Consider the following 20,106-nt stretch of genomic DNA (forward strand, 5'->3'; position numbering starts at 1 on the left):
ATACCGTTTTGTCACCTGATGTCTGCAAGTGTCTGTCCGGTATTGGAAAAACCAGTTTTGTCCGCCGGCGTTTCCGTTGAAACTTCCATCATCCGCATTCCGCGAAATAAATCAAGTACAAATGAAGGGCGGGCGTGGCGCGAGCCCGACAGCAATTTCTTTGCCATCCAAATGGCTCAACTCCTGCACGTCGATGGCAGGTGATAGGATTCCGCGGTCGAAGTGCAAAACCAGGTAACGGCCCCATCGTTGCTGGCAAAACTGCCGGTAAGCGTGATGACCGGATCACCCGGGGCGCCAGTATTCTGCGTGTTGACCGTAATGATGGGCTGTACGCAGTCCCCGGTGACGACAATGTTTTGAATCCAGGTCGACGGGCTGAATGTATAGCCGACAGTCTCATTGTCAATCCCGGTCAGGGTGAGGTCCTCGTGGCAAGTTGACGCCACGGCGGTTTTTGTAGCTGCGGCCACCGCCAGCGCTTCGCCAATTTTCGCCCGAATGGTGTAATTGGTGTAAACCGGAAGCGCGAGGGTCAGAATAATGGCGATAATCGCGATGACGATCATCAGTTCGATCAGGGTGAATCCAGTGGGGCGTTTCACCGTATTGCAGGCACTGTCGTCGGCGAGTTCGTTGTTACTTGTCATTTGTGTGGTGTTCCCGGACCAGCCTGTCCTCGGCCGCCAACAATCAATGGCGATCCGAACACCGGTGCAGTATTTCAGATTCCTTGTCACGTTCTGCACGCTTCCTTGTTTGAGGTGGTCTTGCGCTTCCCCTATTTTCTCCATTTAATCTCACAGCCGGGTGCCGATGCAGGAAAGTTTATTCCGCGCTCACGACCGGTCGACCGTTCTTTCCCTATCAAAAACCCCCGCCGGGGCGGGGGATTTAGATGCTCCACACTCCGATAAGAATATCGGAACGTCAAATCTATTGTGCGATTACGAGCGGCAGGTGGCCGGAACGTGACGGTTTTCACCTGTAGTGTTCTCGCACTCCCAGCTATAGCGCCCCGCGCCGTCCGTATAGTTGCCCGTGAGCAACAGCGTAACGTCAGTGCTAGCGCCTGTGTTGGCTGTAACTACGGTCACCGTTGGAGCACCGCAGCTGCCGCCGACGGTTACGGAAGTCACGTACGGGCTGCCGGTAAATGAGTATCCAACGGCGTCGTTTCCGGGCGAAATGGTGGGATCGGTCTGGCAACTCTCCGAAACGGCGAGCTTGGCGGAAGCGCCAACACTCAGGCCTTCACCGACCTTCGCCCGAATGGTGTAGTCCTGGTAGGCCGGAATGGCCAGTGCCAGCAGAATGGCGATGATCGCAATCACGATCATCAGTTCGATCAGCGTAAAACCTTTACTGTTTTTCACAATTTTACCCTCCTGGTAAATAGACGGTTCGCAGGGAGCCGCCGGTTAGTCCCTTGGAATCGGGATGCTGGGATGTAATGCAATATGAGTGCCAAGCAAACAACTCTAATAAAAACTGCGGTTTGGCACGGTATCGATTTGTGCGGAATGGAAGTCCGGTGTGGAATTGCGTCACAAACTGACAAAATACGTCAGGTGTTTTGTCACTTTGTGCCAAATCAGGGCTCTGCGCCCAGCGCGCAGACTTTGCCATTTTGCCAGAAGCGCGGAATCAGGCGGTCCATGGAGGGTGTTTGTTCCAAACGCAGTCCGGCGTGCGCATGCTCGCGGTGCGCGAACGCCGCGAGCAAAAGGGTCAGGGCAATGGCGCTTATTAGTAATAACCGTGCCATAAGCGAAGCTCGACCTGTGTCACCCTGTATGGGCAGGGACCCCAGCAGCCATCCTCCGACCAGCACGCCCGTAAGCTGGCTGGCCGGCATGACAAGCACACCGCTCAGGCAGGCGTGCACACCGGCGGCGGCGACGCCGGTTGCGAGCGCTGTGGTCAGAACGCGGCCTGGAGCCTGGGTGGATCGGCCTTGGCGCAAATGGGTAATTAATCTGCGTCCGGCGAGCAGCGTGGCGATCAGGATCAACACCATCGCAGGAATGCCCCACTCGTACATGAGCTGAACCGGCATGCTGTGCGGATGGCCGGCTCGATAGACCGGGCCGTGGCAGGCGTAGTTCATCGGACCTTTTCCCAGCCACGGCGACTCCAGGGATTCGTGCCACGCTTCACGCCACATGGCGATGCGTCCTGATGACGTGAGGACCCGTTTACCGGTCATCGGCTCTGTAAATTTGCCGCTCGTCAGGGTTGACGGAGTTTCCACCGATTGGCCGGCCACGTTTGGCTGCTCCGGGTTCGGGTCGGATGGCCCCGGCTCCAATAGACCGTGCCCATATGCCACTGCAGCATAGACGAGCACCCCTGTGACCAGTCCGGTGGCGTGATACCGGAGTAACACCCTGCGACCGGAAGACGCCAGCAAGGAAACCAATGCGATGGCAGAAACGACACCCAACATTGTCCCGCGGCCGCCGGTGGCGATGACGACATACCAATGGAGTGCGAGAGACGCGACACATAGCACTCGCGCGAGCGGCTTGCCGGGAAATAGCAGGGGCAGGGCCGCGATGACCGGGATGCTCCAACTCTGTATCTGGTTGTAGAACCGCGGCCAAGAGAAATGCATCAATGCGATGCGAGGATGGAATTCCAGGCCCGAGGCCCATGCGGCCGCGACCCCCACCAACTCCTGCATACCGACGCACACTCCGAGCAGGGTGAGCATCAACAGTGCAATCCGGTCAAACGACTCCCCGCCCAGAGCGCGGGCGGCCGCCATGGCGTAGACACCGACGACCAGCAGTGTGAGCAGGGCGACTTCGGCGGCGGAATAAGCGAGTCCGAGAATTGTGGTGGCGTTGACCCAGGCGGAGAAGACACCGAGGCTCGCGGCGATGAGCAGAGGAACCGCGATCGATCTGGGCGTTCGCGTCAGTTGTTCGAAGAACTTGCGGCGCAGGGCCGGGACAATCGCTGTCAGCAGCAGAACCGCAAACAGCAACCACAGTTCAAACAGGCGTTTGATATCGTATTTCCACGCCGGGGCAAACAAAGGCACCGTCGAAGTCAGCAGCAGAACGACACCGATGGCGGTTGGTGGTAGCAGTGAAAATATGAAACCGGGCAGTCGGGTCGCCCGCTCCGGGTTCGGGTGTTGCGGCCGGGTTTCAGTCAATCCCGAACTTCTTCAGTTTGTAGCGGAAGGAGCGGAAACTGATGCCCAGGATCTCGGCGGCCCGGGTCTTGTTGTAGCGCGCCTTCTTGAGAGCGTCCTCGAGCATCTGTTTTTCGATGTCTTCCATGTAGCTGTCGAGGGACACGTCGTCGGCGCTTTCGAGCACCTCGGCGGTGGGCGGGGCGGGTGCGGGTGCTTCCGGTGTGCCGACGTGTTCGAGCATCAGGTCTTCCGGCTGGATGGCCGACCCTTCGCACATCGTGACCGCACGTTGCAGGATGTTGATGAGTTCGCGCACGTTGCCGCTGTACTCATGCTGTTTCAACGCGGCCATCGCCTCTTCGGAGATTTCCGGCGGGCCGTCCTCGTGCCATTGTTCGGCGATGTCGTCGAGGAAATGCCCGGCCAGCAACGGGATGTCTTCACGTCGTTCCTGCAGACTGGGCATATGGAGTTCGATCACGTTCAGGCGGAAATAAAGGTCGCTGCGGAATTTGCCGGATTCGACCAGCGGTTTGAGGGCCTGGTGGGTGGCGCTGAGGATGCGCACGTCCACCTTGACCTCTTCGCGTGCGCCGATCGGCATCACGGCCTTTTCCTGGATGACGCGGAGCAGTTTCACCTGCATGTGCAGCGGCAGGTCGGCGACTTCGTCCAGCATCAGGGTGCCGCCGTCGGCAGCCTTGAACAGACCGTCCTTGTCGGTGGAGGCACCGGTGAAGCTGCCTTTCCGGTGTCCGAAAAATTCGCTTTCCATCAGTTCGGATGGAATGGCGCCGCAATTCACCGGCACGAAGGGGCCGTCGCCGCGCGGGCCGAGTTCATGGATCAGCCGGGCGGCGAGCTCCTTGCCGGAGCCCGAATCCCCGCTGATCAGAACCGGTGCCTGGCTGCGGGACAGTTTGGCGATCATGGTTTTGCACTGGTTGATCGCCGGTGACTTGCCGATCAGGCGGTCCAGCGCCGCTGGCTGCTCGGGCTCCCCGCCGTCGTCCTGGGTCGATTCCCGCTCGTCGGATTCGGCACTGCGCAGACGCAGGGCCGTATTGACCAGTTGGCGCAGGATGGCCAGGTCGACCGGCTTGGAGACGAAATCGAAGGCGCCGATCTTCAGCGCGTTGACCGCGTCTTCGACCTTGCCGTGGGCGGTAATGACCGCGGTCGGGAGATCCGGGTATTTCTCGGAGATTTCCTCCACCAGATCGAGCCCGTTGCCGTCCGGAAGCCGCATGTCGGTGAGGCAGAAACTGAAGGCGCTGGAGGCCAGGGCCCTGCGCGCTTCGGTCAGATCCTCGACCGTGGTGACGTCCAGCCCCATGCGGCTGAGTGTCAGATTGAGCAACTCCCGAATGTCCGGCTCGTCATCGATGACGAGTACGCGCTGCGACCCGGACTGTGCCATGGGGTTCATGCGTCCCCACTCACCCTGCGGTGGCGGATTTCTGTTTTTTTCATGTTTGGCCAGACTCTGCGTGTGCTGTAGCTACGGACCTCGATCGGGTCCTTCCGCGCGGCGCCAGCCCCATGCGGATATGGAAAGCCGTGCCAACGCCCGGTTGAGAGTCTACCGTAAGTTCGGCCTGGTTTGCCTCACATAATTGCCGGGCGATGTACAGACCCAGGCCGGAGCCTGCCTTGCGGGTGGTGAAAAACGGCTCGAAAATGTCCGTAATCCGGGACTTTGGAATCCCCGGACCATTGTCCTGCACGGTGATCACACAATACCCGGCGCTTTCGTCCTTGCGCATTTTCAATTGCGCCCGGGGCGGGCGTTTGACGCTGGCATGATGCACGGTGTTGTCCAGCAGTTTCCACAGGCTCTGGTGCAACTGGCTCTTGTCGAACACCACGTGGGTTTTGCCGGTTTCGACCAGGATCTCGAAATCCAGGTCTTTCGCGGTCTGCGTGGTGCCGAACTCCTTGGCCAGGTCTTTCAGGAACTGGTTCAGTTCAACCGGCTCCGGCCGGGATTGTTCCTGCCGTGAGAGCTGCAGGATGTTCTCGACGATGCCGTTCATGCGCTTGGACTGGTCCAGGATGATGTTGGTCAGGCGCATGTCGTTCAGGGTGATGGACGGAGATTCGTCCAACAACTGGGCCGCGTGGGTCAAGGCCGCCAGCGGGTTGCGGATTTCGTGCGCGATGCTGCCCGAGAGCTTGGCCAGGGAGTTGGCCGACAGTTCCAGAGCCCGTTTGGATATCACGCTTTCGTCGTTGAGGAACACCAGGGCTCCGGGTTCATCCTCCCCGGGCATGACGGCGAAGGCCGGCAGGACATTGGCCTGGCTGGTTTCCAACACCACAGGCCGCAGTTCGACGCTCGGGTTGGCCTGCCATTTCTCCACGGTCCGGTCGAGCCGGGGAGACAGATCGGCCAGCAGTAATTCGCGCACCTTGGGGCTGCCCAGCAGGAACCACGCGTACTCGTTCATCAGCTTGATGCGTCTGTCGGCATCGATGACCAGCACCCCGGTGGACATGTTGCGAATGATGACCTCATTGAGTTTCTCGAGATCCGCGATCTGGGATTCCTGTTTTTCGGCCGTGACCCGGTAATCGCGCGCCCAGTAAGCCAGCCGGTGGCACAGCATACACGCGACCATCGCGGTGGCCCCGTACATGCCGGCTGGCAGCAGAATGCCCAGCGGATAAAGGGACAGGGCCAGGCCGGTCACGGCCTGGCCGATCAATGCCAGGGTCGCCACCGACGTGATGAACAGGGCGAAGCGCAGGGGCAGCAGCATGCCGGCCAGGGCGCTGGTGAATACCAGCAGGGTGCCGACGCCGCTGCCCAGCCCGCCCAGCACGAACAGCAGGCCCGACAGGAAGAGCACATCCGCCAGCAGGGCATAGCGAACCAGCCGGTGTGCATTGGAGGTATGCCGGCGCGCCATGAACAGTTCGAAGCTTGCGAACAGCAGGTAGGCAATAATCAGCAGTGCCGCGAAGGTCCGCGAAAATGACTGGTTCTGCAGATCCCGGATCAGGTCGAAGTTGCCCGCCGCGAGCAGGCTTGCGATCACGATCCGGTAAACGCTGAGGTAGCCCACGATGCGCCGGGTGAGTGTTGCCGGCAGTGGATAGGGATTGCCGTACAGGGAACGGGTTCTTACGGGTTTTCGGGAATCGGACTGTGCTGCATTCATGCATCTGACCCTGGGAAGCGCTGATTGTGGTTGCACGGACGCGGGGCGCAGTATATCACCCGGACCGAAGGGTGGGTTCGACGCGCAAACCGAAACCGCGCGCCCCGGCGGATGGAGCGAGCGGCACGGCCCTTTGCTTTGCATCGCGGTTCGGGTGAAAATAGCGGACTTTGCCCAGGCCTTTGCGGCCCAGCTCGTCAGGAGTACAAATGAATTTCCACGAATACCAGGCTAAAGAACTGTTTGCCGACTACGGCATTCCGGTTCCGGCGGGCCGCGTCGCGTCCACGCCGGAGGAGGCGGTTGCCGCCGCGCGCGAACTCGGAGGCGACATGTGGGTGGTCAAAGCCCAGGTGCATGCCGGCGGACGGGGCAAGGCGGGCGGGGTGAAGCTGGCCCGTTCCCTCGACGAGGTTCGAGGCGAAGCCAAACGCATGCTGAACATGAAAATCTCCACCTACCAGACCGGCGGGCTGGAACTGCCGGTGGACAAGGTGCTGATCGCGGAAGCCATGGACATCGAGAGTGAGCTGTATCTTTCCGCGCTCACCGACCGGGTCAATCGCTGCGTGACCTTCATGGGGTCGGCCGCCGGTGGCGTGGACATTGAGGAGGTCGCATCCAAAACGCCGGAGAAGCTGGTGACGGTGAATATCGACAACACCGCCGGCCTGCAGCCCTTCCAGGCGCGCCAGATGGGTTTCGGTATGGGTCTGAATCCGGCCCAGGTCAAACAACTGGGCAAAATCATGTCCGGCCTGTACCGCCTCTACAAGGACAAGGATCTGAGCCTGATCGAGGTCAATCCGCTGGTGATCGGGGACGACGGCAATCTCTCGGCGCTGGATGCCAAGATCAATGCCGACGACAACGCACTGTTCCGGCATCCCGAACTGGCCGCGATGCGCGACGAGTCCCAGGAAGACCCCACCGAGGTGGCGGCCAGCCGACACGACCTGAACTACGTCACGCTCGACGGCAACATCGCCTGCATGGTGAACGGGGCCGGGTTGGCGATGGCGACCATGGACGTGATCAAATTGCAGGGCGGCGAGCCGGCGAATTTCCTGGACGTGGGCGGTGGCTCCAACGCCGAACGGGTGCGTGAAGCATTCAAGCTCATTTTGTCCAGCGACCGCGTGGACGCCATTCTGGTCAATATCTTCGGCGGCATCGTGCGCTGCGACGAGATTGCCGAGGGCATCATCGCCGCGGTGCGCGAAGTCGGCGTCGAGGTGCCGGTCGTGGTGCGGCTGGAAGGCACCAACGTGGACAAGGGCAGGGAGTTGCTCGACCAGAGCAGTCTGAAAATCATCTCGGCCAGCGATCTGAATGACGCGGCCACCAAAGTCGTCGCTGCGGCCAAGGAGAAAGCGGCATGAGTGTGCTGGTCGACCGTAATACCAAAGTCATCTGCCAGGGGTTTACCGGCAATCAGGGTACTTTCCACTCGAAGCAGGCGCTGGAGTACGGCACGCAACTGGTCGGGGGCGTGACGCCCGGCAAGGGCGGAAGTGAGCATCTCGGCCTGCCGGTGTTCGATACCGTGCGCGACGCGGTTGCGGAAACGGGCGCCGAGGCCAGCGTGATTTACGTGCCGCCGCCGTTCGCGGCCGATGCCATCCTCGAGTCGGCCGAGGCCGGCGTTCGGGTCATCGTCGCGATCACCGAAGGCATTCCCGTCAAGGACATGATGACGGTCAAGGCGGTGCTGCAGAATCAGCCCGACACCTGGCTCATCGGTCCGAATTGCCCGGGCATCATCACGCCGGAAGAATGCAAGATCGGCATCATGCCCGGCCGTATTCACTCCAAGGGCCGGGTCGGCGTGGTTTCGCGTTCCGGCACCTTGACGTACGAGGCGGTCTACCAGACCACCCTGGCCGGTCTGGGGCAGAGTACCTGCATCGGCATCGGGGGCGATCCGATCCAGGGCATGAATTTCGTCGATGTGCTGCGCCTGTTCCAGGAAGACGACGAAACCGACGGCATTATCATGGTGGGCGAGATCGGCGGTTCGGCTGAAGAAGACGCCGCTGAATTCATCGCCGATCACGTGACCAAACCCGTGGTCGCCTACATCGCCGGCGTGACCGCTCCGCCCGGAAAACGCATGGGCCATGCGGGTGCCATCATTGCCGGGGGCAAGGGCACGGCCGATGCGAAGTTCAAGGCACTGGAGGCCGCGGGCGTGGAAACCGTTCGCTCACCGGCGGATCTCGGTCAGGCCATCGCCGGCCGGCTCGGCGCCTGACATCATTGGCGGGGCCGCCCGGTCCCGTCTGATGTGGACCCGCTCGTCCCGGCCGGTGAACCGCCGGCCGGTGGCATCGATGCAGTGGCGGCGAAAGGCTTGGGTGGAGGCCATTGGATATGATCCGGATAGCGCTGGCGCAGCACGATTTCCTGGTTGGCGATATCGCCGGTAACCGGCGCAAGGCCGAGTCCCTGATCGAGCAGGCGCGGGAGGCGAAAGCCGACCTGATCCTGTTCCCCGAACTGGCGCTGGCGGGCTATCCGCCGGAAGACCTGCTGCTGCGTCCGGGCTTCCTGCGCCTGGCCCGGCAGGCCGTGACCGACCTCGCCGCAAACGTCCACGGTATCGATGTGGTCATCGGCCACCCATGGCTGGAGGATGGCGCGCGCCGCAACGCGGTGAGCTGGATTCGAGACGGCCGGGTCATCGGACGTTACTTCAAGCACCGCCTGCCCAACTACGCCGTATTCGATGAACACCGCTACTTCACGCCCGGTTCCGAGCCATTGGTGGTCGAGTTGGCCGGGTGCCGGATCGGCGTGGTCATCTGCGAGGATTCCTGGGAGGCCGGTCCGGTTCGCGAGGCCCGCGAGGCCGGGGCCGAACTGCTGTTGATTCCCAACGCGTCGCCCTACCGGGACGACAAGCTGGCCGATCGCGAGCGCATGATCGACCTGCGGCAGGCCGAAACCGGCTTGCCCATCGTGTACTGCAACCTGGTCGGCGGGCAGGACGAACTGGTGTTCGACGGCCGCAGCATGCTGATCGACCGGGACGGCACCCGGACAGGGCCCGGGCCGCTGTGTCACGAAGCCTTGTTGCTGGCCGATTACGACCCGGCCAGCGGTGGATTCCAGGCGGACGACTGGGAACCGGCCCCCACCGAAGCGCTGGACGAAATCTACCAGGTGTTGGTGCGCGGCCTGGCGGATTACGTGCACAAAAACGGATTTCACGATGTGGTGTTCGGTCTGTCGGGCGGTATCGATTCGGCATTGACCCTGGCCCTGGCGGTGGATGCGCTGGGTGCCGATCATGTCCATACCGTGATGATGCCGTCGCGCCATACGTCCGGTGAGAGCATCGAACTGGCGCAGACCCAGGCGGTGGACCTGGAGGTGGATCACCGCGTTATACCGATCGAGCCGGCCTACGAGGCCTTTCTCACCGTACTGGCGGGTTCCTTCAGTGGTGTCGAGCCCGACGTGACCGAGGAAAACCTTCAGGCCCGCGCTCGCGGAGTCATCGTGATGGGCTTGTCCAACAAGTTTGGCTGGCTGCCCTTGGTGACCAGCAACAAGAGCGAACTGGCGGTTGGTTACTGCACGATATACGGTGATATGTGCGGTGGTTACGGACCGTTGCTGGACTGCCTGAAAACGCGTGTCTACGCTCTGGCGGAGTTCCGCAATCGTGACAAAGGGGTAATCCCGGAGGGCGTGCTGCGCCGCGCACCATCCGCGGAGTTGCGTGCCGACCAGACCGACCAGGATTCACTGCCGCCCTACGAACAGCTGGACCAGATACTGAGTCGCTACGTCGAACGCGACTGGTCGATTTCACAGATCGTGGAAGACGGCTTCGAGGATGCGACCGTGCGGCGGGTCGCGCGGCTGGTGCTGTTGAATGAGTACAAGCGGCGCCAGGCGCCCCCCGGCACGCGCATCACCCACCGGGCATTCGGGCGCGATCGCCGCTACCCCATTACCTCGGGCTGGCGAGAGGACAGCGTACCGCCCTGAGCCGGGTGCGGAAGCCGGCGGTCAGTCGAAGGGCCAGAGCCGCTCCGCCCAGGATTTCTTCTTCTTGCGCCCCTGCACGTAGTAATTGTCCGGGTAATTCAGTTCGAGCACCGACATCGCACCGGCCGCCAGTTCAGGCAGGTCGAGTTCGGTATAGGCCTGGTGCAGCACCACCAGGGCTTCGGCGCTCTCCGGTGTGTTCGGGTAGTTCTCCAGCGCGTAGCGCGCCCGGTTGGCCGCCGCCACGTAGGCCTGACGGCGCATGTAGTAATCCGCCACGTCCACTTCGTAGGCCGCCAGGTTGTTGCGCAGGTAGACCATGCGCTGACGCGCGTCGGCCACGTAGCGGCTGTCGGGGAAGCGCCGCAGCAATTCGTTGAAATCCATGAAGGCGTCGCGGGCCGCCGACTGGTCGCGGTCGCGCACCCGCTCGGGCATCAGCCGTTCGAGGAAGCCCAGGTTTTCCTCGTAGTTGACCAGTCCCTTCAGATAGTAGGCGTAATCCACGTTGGGATGCGTTGGATACGTCCGGATGAACCGGTTCAGGGTCGACAACGCGCCCTGCGGCTCACGCGCCTTGAAGTAGGCGTACGACAGGTCCAGCATCGATTGCTCGGTGTAGCGCCCGAAGGGATAGCGGGTCTGCAGATACTTGTAGGTCTGGATCGCCCGGTCCCAGGACTTGTTGTCGAGGTATTGCTTGGCGTCCGCATACAGTTCCGAGGCGCCACGATCGTCCATCCGGTCGCGGTCTTTGCGGCAGCCGGTCGCCATGGCGAGCATGAGCGCGAGCAGGGTGAATGCGAGGAGTCGGATGACCCGCGCAGATCGATGATTCAGGAATTCCGGTTGCATGGCATGAGTCGAGGATCGCAAGGCCATGAATCATAGCCGAATCGCGCGGCATGATACAGTCGCGCGCGTGACGAACCCTGTTGACAAGCCGAGCGGGAACGACGCGGGCCGCATCCGTCTGCGCGCGGTGGCCGATAGCGCCCAGGCCGGATGCCGCTTCGATCAGGCCGCGGCGGTGCTGTTTGCCGACTATTCCCGCGCGCGCCTGCAGAAATGGATTCGCAGTGGTGCGCTGACCGTGGATGGCCGCCGGGAAAAGCCGACCTTCCGTCTGCACGGCGGCGAGGTGTTGCGCATCGACGCCGAACCCGAACCGGACACCCGTGCCGAAGCCGAACCCATTCCACTGGACATCGTGCACGCCGATGACGACCTGATCGTCGTCAACAAGCCGGCCGGGCTGGTGGTTCATCCGGCCGCCGGCCACCCCGCGGGCACGCTGCAGAATGCGCTGCTGCACTTCGACCCGGAACTGGCGGCGGTGCCGCGCGCGGGTATCGTTCATCGCCTGGACAAGGACACCAGCGGCATCATGGTCGTCGCGCGTTCGCTGCGTGCCCACACGCGCCTGGTCGCCCAATTGCAGTCACGCAGCATGAGCCGGATCTATGAAGCCGTGGTTCGGGGGGAAATGCGCCGCAGAGGCACGGTGGATCAGCCCATCGGGCGTCACCCGCGGGATCGCAAACGGATGGCGGTGGTGCCGGGCGGCCGCCCGGCGATCACGCATTACCGGGTGCTGACGGCTCTGGGCGCTTTCACCCATCTTCAGGTGTCGCTGGAGACCGGTCGAACCCACCAGATTCGGGTTCACATGAGCCACCTGGGGCACCCCCTGGTGGGCGATCGCCAGTACGGCAGAAAGCCGGGGCCGGTGCGGGGTCTCGATCCCCGAGTGGTCGCGGCGGTCCGGGAATTTCCCCGCCAGGCGCTGCATGCCCGAACCCTGGTGCTGCGGCATCCGGCCGATGATGCGGAGTGCCGTTTCACCACCGACCTGCCCGAGGACTTTTCCGGCCTGCTGGCCCGGTTGCGCGGGGGGGACGATTGAGCGATTCCTGGATTATCCCGGACTGGCCGGCCCCGCCCGGCGTCCGTGCGCTGAGCACCCAGCGTACGGGGGGCTGCAGCCGCGGCCCGTATCGAAGTTTCAACCTGGGTGCTCACTGCGGGGACGATCCCGCATCCGTTCAGCGCAACCGCCGGCGCTTGCGCGAAGCCCTGCCGGCGGAACCCCGCTGGCTGCGGCAGGTACACGGTACCGACGTGTGGACGGACCGCGACGATGAGAGGCAGGTGCGTGACAACGCGTCTATCGCACCCGCCAGCACCGGGGGGCTGCCGGTGGATCCCGGTCCGTTTCCGGCCGCCGATGCCCGGGTGACCGGGCGGGCCGGTGTCGTCTGCGCCGTTCTCACGGCCGATTGCCTGCCGGTGCTGCTGTGCAGTCAGGCCGGGGACGAGGTGGCCGCCGCACATGCCGGCTGGCGGGGCCTGTCCGCCGGGGTGCTGGAACGAACGGTTGCCGCGATGCGCTCCGATCCGGGCTCGCTGATGGCGTGGCTGGGGCCGGCAATCGGGCCCGCCCGGTATGAAGTCGGGCGGGACGTGGTCCGGGCATTCGCTGCCCACGAATCCGGGGGCGCGGGAGCCATTCTGGCCTCGGGTGACCGCTGGAGGCTGGATCTGTACACGATGGCGCGCCATTGTCTGCGGCGCGCGGGTGTCACGGCCGTCAGCGGGGGTGAATGGTGCACCTTCGATCAGCCGGAGCGGTTTTTCTCCTATCGAAGAGACGGCGTCTGCGGCCGCATGGCCAGCCTGGTCTGGCTGGAAGCACCGGATCAGTCGCGCGAAGTACCCTTGTCCGCCCGCGTGTAGGCGTCTAGCGCCTGACGAAGCTCCGCGTTGTCCGGATGCCGTTCCAGCGCGTCGCGCAGAACATCAAGTGCCCGGGCAGACTGTCCGCTTTCGTACAATGCCACTGCATGAACGTAGGCGTACCTCGGGTTGCCTGGGTCGTTCGCCGCTGCCCGGGCCAGCGATTTCACGGCGGCGTCCAGCCGGCCCTGGCGGACATGCAGCAGTCCCAGCGCGTAATGCGCCGGTGCATGATCCGGAGCCTGATTCAGCGCGTCGTTCAACAAGCCCGCTGCAACGGTGTCCATGCCGCTGGCGCGGTACAGGTCCGCCAGGTTGAGCAGCGCCGGCAGGTAGCCCGGCGTGATTCTCAGCGCCTGGCGATAAGCGCGTTCGGCCGCCTCTGCCTGCCCGGAACGGGCCAGGAAATTGCCGAGGTTGAACTGGCTCTCCGGCAGGTCGGCATTGTACTTCAGGGTTTCGAGATATTCGCCGCGCAGGTTTTCCAGCGCGCCCCGCGCCGGTTGCGGGAGCGCGGCCGGTGACACGTCGGCCAGTTGCATCGCCACGTCGGTCCGGACGCTGCGGCTGGGGTCGTCGATCAGCGGTTGCAGCAGCGCATACCGGTGGTCGGGTGGCAGCGCTTCCAGCGCCCGAACCGCGGCACTCCGGACCAGTGGATCGGTCGCTTGCATGCCGGCGCGTGCCGCCGCCACCACTTCCGGGCCGGGGAAGCGGCCGGATTCCTTCAGCGCGGTCGCACGTACGATGGCGCTCGCGTTCGGGTCCGCGGCGATGGACAGCAGCGCTGGCAGGGCCTGGTGCCGATTGGCGCGTGCCGCTGCGAGGGCGGCGGCATGCGGAGCCCGCGTTTTCGAGCCCGGGAACCACTGGACAAGGTGGCTGGCCGCCCACTGCGCGGTGCGGTCCTCGTGGCAGCCATTGCATGCATTCGGGATGCCATGATCGATACTGAGTTGCGGTTCGGGCACGCGCAAGCCATGGTCGCGGCGCGGGTCGATACCCATGTAGGTCGTGGCCGGCATATGACAGTCGACGCACCGGGATCCGGCGCCGGATACTGGATGGTGATGGTGCTCCGCTTGATCGAACACGTCCGCCGAATGGCAGCGGGTGCACAGCGGGTTGCCTTCGGCCCGCGTGCGGCCCGAATGGGGATCATGGCAATCCGCGCAACTCACTCCCGCGCGGTACATGCGGCTTTGCAGAAAGGAGCCTTGGACGTATACCTCGTCTCGGATCTGCCCGTCCGCGTAATACAGACCGTCCTCCAGCAGACTGAGCTGGTAGAGGTCATGAAAATTCGCTCCCGGTTTCGGCGCCGCGATCTCGGCCCGGCGGGCATGGCAGCCGGCGCAGACTTCGACGGGGCGGGTCGAATCGGGGGCGGTGGACCGGGAAGCCGTGGCCTGTTGCGGCGCCCGGGTCCAGGCGCCGGCCCCGGGCGGGGCATTGGCGAAGCCCGGATCGGGTTGAGACCGCTCGCCGGCAGCCCAGTCGCGGTGGGCGCGGCCGGGCCCGTGGCAGGCTTCGCAGGCGACATTGATTTCCGCCCAGGAGGTCGACCAGGTGTGGTCCCCGGTCTGGAAATTCTTGCTGAGCCCGGTGGAATGGCAGGCGGCGCAGCGGCCGTTCCAGTTATGGAAACTGCCGGTCCAGTGCAGGAGGTCTTCGTGGTCGATGGTCTCGTTCGGATAGAGGTGATACCAGCGCTGGCCGCCGCTACTTTCGGGGCGGTTGTCCCAGGCGATGCTGAGCGCCTGGTAGCGGCCGCCGGGAAACGCGATCAGGTACTGCTGCAGAGGTTCGAACCCGAAGGTATAGGCGATTTCGAACGTCTGCATTTCGCCGTCGGCATTGTCGGTTTCGACCAGGAAACGGTCGCCGTCGCGAAAGAAACGGTGGGTTCTGCCCCCATGGTCGAAGGTCGCGCCTGAGAAATCGCCCAGCACCGTTTCATCGGTCGCCGGCAGCATGGCCTGATAATGGTGAGACTCCCGCCAGGCCTGAAATTCAGAAGCGTGGCAGCCCGCGCATGCCGATGAACCCACGTAACCGGAGTCCGTTGCGCCCGCCACGGCATTCGGGTTCATGCACATGAGTGCCGGCAGAAGAAGCACCAACCGGCTGATCGGGGGCCAGGCTCGCATGTACGGTTGCCCCCGGTGGATCAGGCGGGCGCGACCGAAGCCAGCGCCTCGCACAGCGCCGCGGTTTCCTCGGCCCGGGTGGCGTGTGAGAACACGAAACGCGCCAGGTTTTCATCGCCCGGCCAGCGCAGAAACTGCATGCCGGCGGTTTCGAGCGCGGAGAAGCCGGCGGGTGTCCAGCGCACGAAAACCTCATTGGCCTCCACGGAATACTCGCTTCTGGCCTGCGGGTGCTGAGCGATCGCTTCCGCGAAGCGGCGGGCCTGTGCATTGGCGCCGGCCGCCAGGCGCAGCCACAGCCCGTTGTCGATGTAGGCCAGCAGTTGCGCGGAGACATAACGCATTTTGCTGAGCAGATGGCCCGAACGCTTGCGCAGCCGCTCGGCGCGTTCGCGCAGAGCACCGTCACCAAATATCAGCAGCGCCTCGGCAGCGAGGCAGCCGTTCTTGCTGGCTCCGAACGACATCATGCGCACCCCGGCGTCCACGGTACACGCACCGGGAGCGCAACCCAGCGTGGCGATCGCGTTGCCGAAACGGGCGCCGTCCACGTGAACCGACAGACCCTGGTCACCCGCCGCCGCGCACAGCGCGGCGATTTCATCGGGCCGGTAAACCGTTCCTGCCTCGGTGCTCTGCGTCAGGGTGAGGGCGCCGGCCGCGTAACTGTGCACACCGTGGCCCTCGCTGCCGTTCACTGCATCGACGAGTGTCCCGGCCCGCAGCTTGCCGTCATCACCGTCCAGTGGCATCAGCCGCAGCCCGTGACCGAAAAACTCGGGCGCGCCACCCTCGTCGTTGAACACGTGGGCACCGCGGTGACAGAACACCAGATTCCACGGCTCCGTCAGACAGGCGAGAGCGATGCTGTTGGCGGCGGTACCGGTGCTGATCGGGATCACCGTCGTGGTCGCCTCGAACAGTTCGCTGAAAGCCCGGTCCAGTGCGCGGCTCCAATCATCCTCGGCGTAGGACCAGGCCGTGCCCTCGTTGGCCTGGCTGAGGGCCTGCATGATTTCGGGTGCGGCGGGTGATTCGTTGTCGCTGCGAAAGTTCAATTCCATGGTGGGACGTCCCGTAAGTGACAGCCGATTATAGGCAAGGCCGGCCGGCTTGTCCGGCGTGGGCAGGGATGTCTCCCGACCCGTGTGATCCGGCGGTCTTCGCGGTTCGTCCGTTCGCTGTATCATTCGGCGCGATGGAGACGAAGGCAGCGCCGCACCCGACCTACGATCCCGCCCTGCCCATCACGGCCTGCAGGGAACGGATTCTCGCCGCCCTGGGCGCTCACCAGGTGATCATCGTCGCCGGGGAGACCGGTTCGGGCAAGACCACGCAGTTGCCGAAGTTCTGCCTCGAGGCCGGTCGCGGCGATGAGGGATTGATCGGATGCACCCAGCCGCGGCGCATCGCGGCCCAGGCCATGGCCGCCCGTGTGGCCGAAGAACTCGGTAACGAGGTGGGTGAAACGGTCGGGTACCAGGTCCGGTTTCGCGACCGCACCGGGCCGAACAGCCGCATCAAGTTCATGACAGACGGCATTTTGCTGGCGGAGTCGGTATCCGATCCCCTGCTCAAGGCCTATGACACCCTGATCATCGATGAAGCGCACGAACGCAGCCTGAATATCGATTTCCTGCTGGGTTACCTCAGAACCCTGATGCCGCGACGGCCCGATCTGAAGCTGGTCATTACGTCGGCGACCATCGATACGGAAAAATTCTCGGCTCATTTCGGCGGCGCTCCGGTCATCGAAGTGTCGGGTCGCGGTTATCCGGTCGAAATGCTGTGGCAGCCGCTGGAAGACGCCGGGCGTGATGGCGATACCGGCGGGCGGGACCTGTACCGGGCGATCGCGGAGGCCGAACGCGGACTGCGCCGCCGGGACCCGGCCGGCGACATCCTGGTTTTCCTGGCCGGCGAACGGGAGATTCGTGAAGCGGGGGATTTTCTCGGCCGGCAGCGGCTTCCGCACACGGAGATCCTGCCGCTGTATGCCCGTCTTTCTTCCGCCGAGCAACGGCGGGTTTTCCATCCCGGCCCGGAGCGGCGGATCATACTCAGCACCAATGTCGCGGAAACGTCGTTGACGGTGCCGCGCATTCGCTTCGTCATTGATAGCGGATTCGCTCGCATCAGCCGTTACTCGCACCGCAGCCGGGTGCAACGCCTGCCGATCGAACCCGTGTCCCAGGCCAGCGCCAACCAGAGAGCAGGCCGGTGCGGACGTCTGGGGCCCGGCGTCTGCGTGCGGTTGTACAGTGAAGAGGATTTTCAGGGCCGGCCCGAATTCACCGAGCCCGAAATCCTTCGGACCTCGCTGGGTGCGGTGATTCTGCGTTTATCCGTGATGGGTCTGGGCAACGTGGAGACCTTTCCTTTCATCGATCCGCCCGCGCCGCGCATGATCAACGAGGCCTACGACCAACTGGTCGAATTGGGCGCCATGAACCGCAAGCGCCGGCCGACCCGGCTGGGCCGCACCCTGGATCGCTGGCCGGTGGACGTGCGGATAGGCCGGATGGTTATCGAAGGGGACCGGCTGGGCTGCCTGGAGGATACGCTGGTGCTGGCCTCGGCGTTGAGCATCCAGGATCCGCGTGAACGCCCGCTGGACCTGCGCCAGGCGGCCGACGAGGCGCATCAGCGCTTTGCCGACGAAAAAAGCGATTTCGCCGGACTGCTCCGGCTCTGGGACTACCTGCGCCGCAAGCGTCACGAAGTCTCGGGCAACCAGTTTCGCAAGCTCTGTCGGCGGGAGTTTCTGAGCTGGCAGCGGGTGCTGGAGTGGTTCGACCTGTACCAGCAGTTGCGTGACCTGGCGCGGGAGAATCGAATGCGGTTGCGTGGCAAGCGCGGCAGCTACGAGCAGATTCATCTCGCCCTGTTGTCCGGCCTTTTGAGCCATGTTGGACTGAAGCACCCGGAAGGCAGGGACTATCAGGGCGCGCGCGGCCGCAGTTTTCACATCTTTCCGGGCTCCGGACTGTTCGGCCGCATGCCGCGCTGGATCATGGCCGCCGAGATCGTCGAGACCAGCCGCCCCTGGGGTCGTACCGTGGCGGACATCCGGCCGGAATGGATCGAGCGCCAGGGTGCCCACCTGCTGAAACGCCACACCTTCGACCCGCACTGGTCGCGTAAGCGCGGGGCGGTGTTCGCCTGGGAGCAGGTCAGCCTCTATGGCCTGGTCGTGGTGGAAAAGCGGCGGGTGGACTACGCCCGCATCGACCCGGAGGAGGCGCGGCGGATTTTTCTCCTGGAGGCCCTGGTGCGGGGTGAACTCGATACCCGATCCGAATTCCTGGCGCACAACAGCCGCTTGCGTGAAGAAGTGGAGGAGTTGGAGCACAAGCGGCGCCGGCGGGATGTGCTGGCCGACGAGCAGGCGCAATTCGACTTCTTCGACGCCCGGGTGCCGCAGGACGTGTGCAGCGCGCGGAGCCTGGAGCGCTGGCTCGGTCAGTTGGGTGAAGCGGGCCGAAAGCGGCTGTACATGGGCCACGATGTGCTGATGCGAGAAGACGCCGCCGGCGCGCCGGAAGACCGCTTCCCGGACAGCCTCGAGGCAGGCGGACATCACTTGCCGCTGACCTATCGCTTCGAACCCGGCCACGAAGCGGACGGGGTTACGGTTCGGGTTCCTCTCGAGCAGTTGAACACGCTGGATGCCGGCCGACTGCAGTGGCTGGTGCCCGGCTTGCTGCGGGACAAACTGATCGGCCTGATGCGAACCCTGAAGAAATCACAGAGACGCTCATTGACGCCGGTGCCGGTATTCGCCGATGCCCTGCTGGATGCCCTCGGCGGGCGGACCGGTGATGCCTTGCTGACCGCGTGCGCGGAGGAACTTCAACGCATGACGGGGATGACGCTCGGTGCAGGCGATTTCGACGAAGCGGCTCTGCCCGCGCATCTGCGCATGCGTGTCGAGGTCGTGGACCAGGACGGCGAGTTGCTGGCCGCCGGGCACGATCTTGCTGAATTGCAGGCGAGTTTCGGTGAGGCCGCCCGGAAAGCCTTCATGGCGGGAGAGGGTGCCGATCTCGCGGTCGACGGAGCGCGGGAATGGACCTTCGGTGAGTTGCCGGAACGGACCCGTACCCCGTCCGGGGTGACCGCCTGGCCGGCACTGGTCGATCAGGGCGATGCGGTTGGGCTGCGTCTTTTCGACCAGGCCGAAGAGGCCGCGGCCGCCCACGCGCAGGGCGTGCTGCGGTTGCTGGCCCTGAATCTGGCCGACAAGGTCTCCTACCTGCGCCGGCACCACGGCCTGAGCCGGGAAGCCCAGCGTGCCTGGCGCGCCTGGTCGACGGTGGAGACCCTGGCAGACGATCTTGCGTGGAGCAGCCTGGCACTGGCAGCCGGGGTGGTATGGGCGGTCCGGGACCTGGAAGGTTTTGATCGCCTGGCCGATGAGGTCCGTTCGCGGATGGGCCGGGTCGGCCGGCGCCAGTCAGACCTCCTCAACCAGGTGTTGCCGAAAGCCGGCGGCCTGCTGGAATTACTCGCCGGCCGCATTGGGCGCCGTTGGCCGGAGGTCGCGGAGCGGGTGCGCCAGCAGCTGGATGACATGATTTATTCCGGTTTTCTCACCGACCTGATGTCCGGCCGGCTGGAGCACTATCCCCGTTACCTGGACGCGATCGCTGAACGGCTGCGGCAGCTCGAGGAAAATCCCGCCCGGGACAGTGAACGGGAGGCCCGGGTCGAGCCCTTCTGGCAGCGTTACGTGGCTCGCCTGGAAGCCGGAAAGCTCTATGATGAGGCGCTGGATGATTACCGATGGAAACTCGAGGAGTACCGGGTGTCCGTTTTCGCCCAGCAGCTGGGCACGGCCGAAAAAGTGTCGCCCAAACGATTGGAATCGAGCTGGGCCCGGGTGTGTGCGGCCGACGAGACTGACTGA

At 64.0% G+C, this 20,106-nt stretch carries 15 protein-coding genes; 6 read left to right on the forward strand and 9 right to left on the reverse strand.

The annotated features are described in order from the left end of the window. Window positions 1-11: 11 nt before the first annotated feature. The 6 genes from V3330_RS18485 to V3330_RS18510 form a co-directional block, all read right to left on the reverse strand. Window positions 12-167, reverse strand: coding sequence for a hypothetical protein (locus tag V3330_RS18485; RefSeq protein WP_354696939.1), 156 nt, complete (start codon window positions 165-167; stop codon window positions 12-14). 9 nt (window positions 168-176) lie between these two features. Further along, window positions 177-650 (reverse strand): pilin, encoded by a 474-nt coding sequence (locus V3330_RS18490; protein WP_354696940.1) that lies wholly within the window; start codon window positions 648-650, stop codon window positions 177-179. Between the two features lie 297 nt (window positions 651-947). Then, the gene (locus tag V3330_RS18495) at window positions 948-1,376 is read right to left on the reverse strand and encodes a pilin (RefSeq protein WP_354696941.1); all 429 of its coding nucleotides are present in this window, start codon (window positions 1,374-1,376) and stop codon (window positions 948-950) included. Window positions 1,377-1,594: 218 nt separating this feature from the next. Next, window positions 1,595-3,166, reverse strand: a complete 1,572-nt coding sequence (locus V3330_RS18500) for an O-antigen ligase family protein (RefSeq protein ID WP_354696942.1) — start codon at window positions 3,164-3,166, stop codon at window positions 1,595-1,597. Further along, window positions 3,159-4,568 carry a sigma-54-dependent transcriptional regulator gene (locus V3330_RS18505; protein ID WP_354696985.1) on the reverse strand — a complete coding sequence of 470 codons (1,410 nt, stop codon included), beginning with the start codon at window positions 4,566-4,568 and terminating at the stop codon, window positions 3,159-3,161. The genes V3330_RS18500 and V3330_RS18505 overlap by 8 nt, the downstream gene beginning before the upstream one ends. Before the next feature lie 49 nt (window positions 4,569-4,617). Beyond that, the gene (locus V3330_RS18510) at window positions 4,618-6,312 is read right to left on the reverse strand and encodes a sensor histidine kinase (RefSeq protein ID WP_354696943.1); all 1,695 of its coding nucleotides are present in this window, start codon (window positions 6,310-6,312) and stop codon (window positions 4,618-4,620) included. A 209-nt stretch (window positions 6,313-6,521) separates the two neighbouring features. On the opposite strand from V3330_RS18510, the gene sucC reads away from it, so the two are divergent. The 3 genes from sucC (at window position 6,522) to V3330_RS18525 (ending at window position 10,311) form a co-directional block, all read left to right on the forward strand. Then, window positions 6,522-7,694: an ADP-forming succinate--CoA ligase subunit beta gene (sucC, locus tag V3330_RS18515; protein WP_354696944.1), complete on the forward strand. Its 1,173-nt coding sequence runs from the start codon at window positions 6,522-6,524 to the stop codon at window positions 7,692-7,694. Next, the gene (sucD, locus tag V3330_RS18520) at window positions 7,691-8,566 is read left to right on the forward strand and encodes a succinate--CoA ligase subunit alpha (RefSeq protein ID WP_354696945.1); all 876 of its coding nucleotides are present in this window, start codon (window positions 7,691-7,693) and stop codon (window positions 8,564-8,566) included. The genes sucC and sucD overlap by 4 nt, the downstream gene beginning before the upstream one ends. 119 nt (window positions 8,567-8,685) lie before the next feature. Next, the gene (locus tag V3330_RS18525) at window positions 8,686-10,311 is read left to right on the forward strand and encodes an NAD+ synthase (RefSeq protein ID WP_354696946.1); all 1,626 of its coding nucleotides are present in this window, start codon (window positions 8,686-8,688) and stop codon (window positions 10,309-10,311) included. 21 nt (window positions 10,312-10,332) lie between these two features. Here V3330_RS18525 and V3330_RS18530 read toward each other — a convergent pair whose 3' ends face one another. Continuing rightward, window positions 10,333-11,193 (reverse strand): outer membrane protein assembly factor BamD, encoded by an 861-nt coding sequence (locus tag V3330_RS18530; protein WP_354696947.1) that lies wholly within the window; start codon window positions 11,191-11,193, stop codon window positions 10,333-10,335. Window positions 11,194-11,233: 40 nt separating this feature from the next. On the opposite strand from V3330_RS18530, the gene rluD reads away from it, so the two are divergent. Both rluD and pgeF read left to right on the forward strand, forming a co-directional pair. Then, the gene (rluD, locus tag V3330_RS18535; protein ID WP_354696948.1) at window positions 11,234-12,217 is read left to right on the forward strand and encodes a 23S rRNA pseudouridine(1911/1915/1917) synthase RluD; all 984 of its coding nucleotides are present in this window, start codon (window positions 11,234-11,236) and stop codon (window positions 12,215-12,217) included. Next, a complete protein-coding gene (pgeF, locus tag V3330_RS18540) occupies window positions 12,214-13,047 on the forward strand; it encodes a peptidoglycan editing factor PgeF (protein ID WP_354696949.1) in 834 nt (277 codons plus the stop codon). Before rluD ends, pgeF begins: the two co-directional genes overlap by 4 nt. Here pgeF and V3330_RS18545 read toward each other — a convergent pair. Next, window positions 13,011-15,140, reverse strand: a complete 2,130-nt coding sequence (locus V3330_RS18545) for a tetratricopeptide repeat protein (RefSeq protein ID WP_354696950.1) — start codon at window positions 15,138-15,140, stop codon at window positions 13,011-13,013. The genes pgeF and V3330_RS18545 overlap by 37 nt on opposite strands. A gap of 77 nt (window positions 15,141-15,217) precedes the next feature. Further along, a complete protein-coding gene (locus V3330_RS18550; protein WP_354696951.1) occupies window positions 15,218-16,261 on the reverse strand; it encodes a threonine aldolase family protein in 1,044 nt (347 codons plus the stop codon). A 134-nt stretch (window positions 16,262-16,395) separates the two neighbouring features. Between V3330_RS18550 and hrpA the strand changes: the two genes are divergently transcribed. Next, window positions 16,396-20,106, forward strand: coding sequence for an ATP-dependent RNA helicase HrpA (gene hrpA, locus V3330_RS18555; RefSeq protein WP_354696952.1), 3,711 nt, complete (start codon window positions 16,396-16,398; stop codon window positions 20,104-20,106).

The organism is Elongatibacter sediminis, from assembly GCF_037892215.1.
Taxonomy (GTDB): domain Bacteria; phylum Pseudomonadota; class Gammaproteobacteria; order Xanthomonadales; family SZUA-36; genus Elongatibacter; species Elongatibacter sediminis.